Here is a 7,252-nt window from a genome sequence, read left to right on the forward strand (position 1 = left end):
CCGGCAACGTGATCGTCAATGCTGCCACCTCAACCTTGTCGTTCAACCGCAGCGACACGTTCAATTTCACCGGCCTTCTCAGCGGCCCAGGCACGATCGCGCAAATCGGGACGGGCGCGACCGTGCTGACGCAAGCCGGCAACGATATCGGCGCCACGCGCATTGACGCGGGTGTCCTGCAGGTCAACGGCGGCCTCACCACACCGACGATCGCCTTGAACGGTACCGGCACGCTCACCGTCAACGGCACGGTCGGAGCCGCCGCCGGTGGCTTCTCAACTCTTGCCGGCGATGGCGGCGCAAGCACCATCACCATCGCGGCGGGCGGCACGTTGCGCGGCAATGGCAATCTTGGCGCCGGCAACGACACGGTCAACGTAAGCGGCACGCTCAACACAGGCGCCGCACAGCTCAATCTCGGCGCCGGCAACGACACGCTGGTGCTCAATGACACCGCCGTCATCAGTGGCGCGGGCGTTGACGCGGGTACCGGTGGCGAGACTGGCGTCGGAGACACACTGCAAGTGGTCGCCGCCGCGGGACGCACGCTGGACGCCGCCAATGTCAGCAATTTCGAGAGCCTCTCCAAGCAAGGCGCCGGCGCGCTGACGCTGACCGGGAACCACGGCTACAGTGCCGGCACGACTATACAGTCCGGGACGCTGCAAATCGGCAACGGCGCGACGGCCGGGGCGCTCGCGACGCCAGCCGTTACGAACAACGGCGTGCTCGCCTTCAACCTCAACAGCGATTACATCTTTGCCGGCGCGATCTCGGGCAGCGGCACGGTCAACAAGCTCGGCAGCGGCGTTACGACGCTCACTGGCACCAACAGCTATAGCGGCGCGACCAACGTCAATGCCGGCACCCTGCTCGTCAACGGCAACCAGTCGGGCGCGGCCGGGCAGATTTCGGTCGCCGGCGGCGCGACGCTTGGCGGCACAGGCATCATCGGCGGCAGCGTCACGGTCGCCGACGGCGGCACGTTGAGCGCCGGTGGAGCAGGCAGCATGCCCGGCACGCTGACCATCAACGGCAATCTCGCCCTCGGCAATTCCAACCTCAACGTCGATTTCGGCCAGGCCAATGTGCCTGGCGGCGCGCTCAACGACCTGATCAACGTCGGCGGCAATCTCACCCTCGACGGTACACTCAACATTACGAAGACATCGGGCGGCAGCTTCGGCCCCGGGATCTATCGCGTGTTCAACTATGGCGGCTCGCTGATCGACAACGGCCTCAACGTCACCGATCCGAACTATTTCGTGCAGACGTCGGTCGCCAACCAGGTCAATTTGGTCAACTCGGCGGGCCTGACGCTGAGCTACTGGGACGGCGACGCCGGTCCGCATTCCAACGGTGCCGTCAATGGCGGCAACGGCACCTGGCGTGCTGCCGGCGACCAGAACTGGACGGATTCGACCGGACTTTTCGCCGCTCCCTTTGCCAATGGCAGCTTCGCCATCTTCCAGGGTACGGCTGGGACGGTGACGGTGGACGGCACGAATGGCCCGGTTTTGGCTGCCGGCATGCAATTCGCGATCGGCGGCTACCGGGTGCAGGGCGCGGACGTAGGGCTTATTGGGCTGCAGTCGATCATCCGCGTTGGCGACGGCTCGGCGGCGAGCGCGGGCTATACGGCAACCATCGCCTCGAACCTCACGGGGGCCGGGCAACTGGTCAAAACCGACGCCGGCACGCTGGTTTTGGCAGGCACCAACACCTATACCGGCGGCACCGCGATCAATGGCGGCACCGTGCAGATCTCCTCCGACAGCAATCTCGGCGGCTTCCCCGGCGTTCTTTCGCTTGACGGCGGCACGCTGCACACTACCGCCGGTATCGCTTCCGGGCGCTTCGTGACGCTCAACGCCGGCGGCGGCACTTTCGATATCGACGGCGCGACCAACCTGGCGCTCGGCGGCACCATCGCGGGTGTTGGCGCGTTGACCAAACAAGGCGACGGCACACTCATCCTGGCAGGCACCAACACCTATCAGGGAGGCACGTTCATCAAAGGGGGCACGGTCCTGATCACGGCCGACGCCAATCTTGGCAGTGCGGCGGGCAAGGTCACTTTCGATGGTGGCACGCTGCACGTGAGCAGCCTGTCCAACGTGACTTCCGGACGCAACGCGACCCTTGAAGCGGGCGGCGGCACATTCGAGATTGACAATACGCTTGCATGGAATGGAACCATCGACGGCGCGGGCGGGCTGACAAAAACCGGCACGGGAGCGCTGTTCCTCGGTGCCGACAACACCTACACCGGCGGCACGACCATTGCGGGCGGCGTCCTGGCTTTGGGCACTGGCGGCACGACGGGTGCGGTTCTCGGCGATGTGGTCGACGACGGCACGCTCAGCTTCAATCGCTCCAACCTTTATACATTCGACGGCACGATCTCCGGCAGCGGCAGCGTTACCCAGGCCGGAACGGGGACCACCGTGCTCACGGCCGAGAATAGCTATTCCGGCTTCACCATCATCAACGGTGGCGGTGGGCTCTACATCAATGGAGACCAGACTGCCGCGAGCGGACAGACCATCGTCGCCGCGGGTACGCTTGGCGGCACGGGCGTTGTCGGCGGTGACGTCCTTGTTGACGTGGCAGGCAGACTGGCTCCTGGCGGCCTTGGCGCCACGCCCGGCACGCTCACGATCAATGGCAGTCTTGATCTGGCCTCCGGGTCGAACCTCGACTATTCGTTCGGCCAGGCGGGCGTGGTCGGCGGCGCTTACAACGATCTGACCGTCGTGCATGGCAATCTGACGCTCGATGGCACCATCAATGTCACGGAAGCCCCGGGCGGCAATTTCGGGCCGGGCATCTATCGCGTCATCAGCTATGACGGCGCGCTTGCCGACAACGGGCTGGACACAACATCGGCCAACCACGTGGTGCAGACGTCGGTCGCGGGCCAGGTCAACCTCGTCGACATCAGCGGCCAGACCCTCAATTTCTGGGATGGCGACGCCGGTCCAAAAAGCAATGACGTTGTCAACGGAGGAAACGGAACCTGGCGGGCCGCTGGAGACGACAACTGGACCGGTTCGGATGGCAACCTGAACGCGGCCTTCACCAATGGCAGCTTTGCCATCTTTGCCGGCGCAGCCGGTATGGTCAGCGTCGACAACACCAATGGCCAGGTGCAGGCCGTGGGCATGCAGTTCGCGACCGGCGGGTATGTGGTCCAGGGACAGGACATCGAATTGCTCGGGCCGCAGTCGACCATCCGGGTCGGCGACGGCACGCTGGTCGGGGCAGGCTTCAGCGGAACCATCGCATCGAACCTCACAGGTGCGACTCAACTGGTGAAGACGGATCTTGGAACGCTGGTGCTTACCGGCACCAACAGCTACACCGGCGGCACGGCCATCAAGGGCGGCACGCTGCAGGTTTCGGCGGATGCCAATCTGGGCGATACCTCTGGCGGCTTGAGCCTGGACGATGGCGCAACGCTGCAGACCACCGCGGCCTTCACCTCGGCGCGTGACGTCACTCTCAATTCGGGTGTCGGCACTTTCCAGACCGATGCGGATCTCATCCTTTCGGGCCCGCTCACCGGCGCTGGCGGTTTTAACAAGACGGGCGCCGGAGCACTCACCCTGACCGGCTCCAACAGCTATGCCGGGTCGACCATGGTCACGGCCGGCGGCCTCTATGTCGATGGCGACAACGGTGGTGCGACGGGCGCGGTCTCGGTTGCGAGCGGCGCGACCATCGGCGGCAAGGGCGCGATCGGCGGCGATATCACGGTCGCCGACGGGGCGACCCTGTCACCCGGCTCGGCCGACGACACCCCAGGCACGCTGGCGATCGCTGGGAATCTCAATCTCTCCAGCGGCTCGATCCTCAACTATTCCTTCGGCGAGGCGAACGTCGTCGGTGGGGCGCTCAATGACCTGACGACAGTGGGCGGCAACCTCGTCCTCGACGGCACGCTCAACGTCACCACGAGCGCAGGCGGAACCTTCGGGCCAGGCGTCTACCGTGTCTTCAGCTATGACGGCACTCTCACCAACAACGGCCTCGCCGTGGGCACGATCCCGTCGACGGGTTATTCGATCCAGACATCGATCGATCACCAAGTGAACCTCGTCAACACCGAAGGCCTGACCTTCAACTACTGGGATGGCGCTGCCGGCCCCAAGAACAACGGCGTGATCAATGGCGGCGACGGCGTCTGGCAGGCTTCGGCCGGCAATGACAACTGGGCCAATGAGACGGGCACCATCAATGCCACTTACGCCGACGCTTCCTTCGCCATCTTTGCCGGCCAGGCCGGCACGGTGATGGTGGATGAAGGCTTGGGCCACGTAACTGCCTCTGGCATGCAGTTCATGACCGATGGCTATAGTGTCCAGGGCAATGCCGTCGAGCTCACCGGACCATCCAGCAGCATCGTCGTCGGCGACGGTACTGCGGCGGGCGCCGGCATGACGGCCACGATCGCCTCCGTTCTTTCGGGCGACGCGCAGCTTGTCAAATCCGACCGCGGCACGCTGGTGCTGACCGGCACCAACACCTACACCGGCGGCACGGCGATCAATGGCGGCACGCTGCAGGTTGCTGCCGATGCCAATCTTGGCGACGCCGCCGGCGGGCTCAGCCTCGACGGCGGCACGCTCAGCGCGACCAACAGTTTTGCTACCTCTCGTGCGCTGAATGTGATGAGCTCCGGCACCGTCTCGACCGCCGCCGCCACGACCTTGACGCTGAACGGCGCGCTGACCGGGTCGGGTGCATTCACCAAAGCCAGCGATGGAACCCTTGTGCTGGCCTCAGGCGACTCCGCTTTCGCCGGTGCAACTGGCGTGCAGCAGGGCACCTTGGCGGCCGGTACCGTCGACGCGCTTGGCGCCGCGTCGGCATACACGGTTGCCTCAGGTGCAACGCTCGACCTCGCCGGCTTTAACCAAACCGTGGCTTCGCTCGGCAACGCAGGCTCGGTGCGGCTGGGCACCGCGCCCGGCACGACGCTGACGATCAATGGCGATTACACCGGCAATGGCGGAACCATCTTCCTCAATGCCGCGCTCGATGGCGATGCCTCGACCACCGACAAGGTCGTCATCCATGGTAGCACCTCCGGCACCGGCATTTTTGCGGTAGGTAATGTCGGCGGAGCGGGGGCGCAGACCATCGAGGGCGTCAAGATCGTCGATATCGACGGAACCTCGGCCGGCACCTTCTCGCTGGCTGGCGACTATGTCTTCCAGGGCGACCAGGCCGTGGTCAGCGGCGCCTATGCCTACCGGCTCTACAAGAACGGTGTCAGTACGCCGGCGGACGGTGACTGGTATCTGCGTTCGGCGCTGATCAATGGATCGCCGAACCCACTCTATTCGCCGGCCGTACCGATCTATGAGGCCTATGCGGGCGTCCTGCAGAGTCTCAACGAACTGGACACCCTGCAGCAGCGCCTCGGCAACCGGTCTTGGGTGGGCGCTGCTCAAGGCGCCGACGAGATCGGGTCCGTTCCGTCGCAGAACGCGATCTGGGCTCGCATCGAGGGCGCCCACACGCGGCAAAGTCCCGAGAGCGCCACGACCGTGTCGGACTACGACGTGACGACATGGAAACTGGAGACGGGGGTCGATGGTCTCCTCTACGAAGATGCCACCGGCATCCTGCTCGGCGGTGTCTCTTTCCACTATGGCACGGCTTCCTCCGACATCTCGTCGATCTATGGCGTCGGCTCGATCGACGCCAAAGGCTATGGCTTCGCCGGCACGCTGACCTGGTATGGCGACAACGGCTTCTACACCGACGGCCAGGCCCAGGTAACGTGGTATGACAGCGACCTGAAGTCCACCACCCTGGGCAGCGAGCTCGCGAAGGGCAATAATGGCTTCGGCTATGCTGTGAGCATCGAAGCCGGCCAGAAGTTCGCGCTCGGGGCCAAATGGACGCTGACGCCGCAGGCTCAGCTCTCCTATTCTTCGGTCCGCTTCGACAGCTTCACCGATCCGTTCGACGCAGCGGTGTCGCTGAGCCGCAGTGAGGCGCTGATCGGCCGTGCCGGCCTGTCGCTCGACTATGAGGACGCCTGGACCGGCGCCCAGGGCAAGGTCAGCCGCTCGCATTTCTACGGCATTGCCAATCTCTATTACGACTTCCTCGACGGCAATGACGTGGATGTCTCCGGCACCGCGCTTCACGAGCACGACCAGCCGCTGTGGGGCGGTGTCGGTCTCGGCGGATCGCTCTCCTGGGCCGACGATCGCTACACGGTCTTCGGGGAAGCCTTCGCAAAGTCGAGCCTGAAGGAATTCGGCGACAGCCGCTCCATCGGCGCGAAGCTCGGCCTCAGCGTCAAGTGGTAGTCAGCAGGTTGACGGCTGACAAAGACAATGAGCCCTGATTCGAGTGCGCCGGGCTGGACAGGAATGGATGAAGATATGACCCGTAAGAGCTGGGGTAGAAGCCTCCTCCTGGTGGCCACCGCGCTGCTCATCATGGGCTTTGCGATTTCGGCATTTGCTCAAGAGAAGACAGGCCTTCCAGGCGGTGCTACTTCGCTCCAGGAGAGCTACCAGGACTGGAACCTAACCTGTCAAAGCGGGGCACCACAAATAGCGTGCGCTGTCTCCCAGCAACAAACGCAGCAGAACGGGCAGCGGGTGATGGCTGTCGAGCTTAGGCGAAACAGCGACGGCACGCTCGCCGGCAATCTCGTTCTTCCGTTTGGCCTCCTGCTCGACGCCGGTGCCACACTGCAGATTGACGACAGCCAGCCGCTGGCGGCGCTGCGCCTCTCCACCTGCCTGCCGGCCGGCTGCATCGTGCCGCTCAGCCTCGGGGAAGAAACAGTCGCAGCTTTGCGGGCCGGTTCGGTGCTCAAGATAAAGGTCAGAAGCGCAGATCAGAAGGAGGTGGTCCTGCCCGTGTCGTTGAAAGGACTTGCACCTGCTCTGGACAGGCTTGGCGTCCTCGCTGGAGCGTGACAATTCCTGCCGGAGCGCGTTTCTTAGCGAAAAGCCGATGCTTGCCACCGGTTCAAGTAGCACTGTGCTGGGTCGTAATGCAGGGGTAGGCTAGTGACTGACAATAAAGCCGTCGGTCCGCTGCCGGTCTCAACGCGGACGTCAACGGTTCTACAATTGGCCATCGACTGGGGTTCTTGGAAGCTTTTCGAACTTTCTGCCTTGCGCCTCCGGCCGAATTGCGTGGGCTTACTCAGGACGTTGGGGCGGCTGAACTAGCTGCGGTGCAAACTTGATCGAGATGCTCATCTGGGGTTCGAGCC

At 64.2% G+C, this 7,252-nt stretch carries 2 protein-coding genes; both read left to right on the plus strand.

The annotated features are described in order from the left end of the window. Window positions 1–8: 8 nt before the first annotated feature. On the plus strand, window positions 9–6,329 hold the full coding sequence (locus EN906_RS16785; RefSeq protein WP_206529101.1) for an autotransporter outer membrane beta-barrel domain-containing protein: 6,321 nt from the start codon (window positions 9–11) through the stop codon (window positions 6,327–6,329). A gap of 75 nt (window positions 6,330–6,404) precedes the next feature. Beyond that, entirely contained in the window at window positions 6,405–6,950 is a 546-nt protein-coding gene (locus tag EN906_RS16790) for an invasion associated locus B family protein (RefSeq protein WP_236383341.1), read from the plus strand. The last annotated feature ends 302 nt before the right edge of the window (window positions 6,951–7,252 follow it).

It is taken from the genome of Mesorhizobium sp. M7A.F.Ca.CA.004.06.1.1 (genome assembly GCF_003999135.1).
GTDB lineage: Bacteria > Pseudomonadota > Alphaproteobacteria > Rhizobiales > Rhizobiaceae > Mesorhizobium.

Excerpts from the sequence above, each read along its gene's own strand:
- EN906_RS16790 (WP_236383341.1), top strand. The coding sequence starts at position 6,405 with ATGACCCGTAAGAGCTGGGGTAGAAGCCTCCTCCTGGTGGCCACCGCG.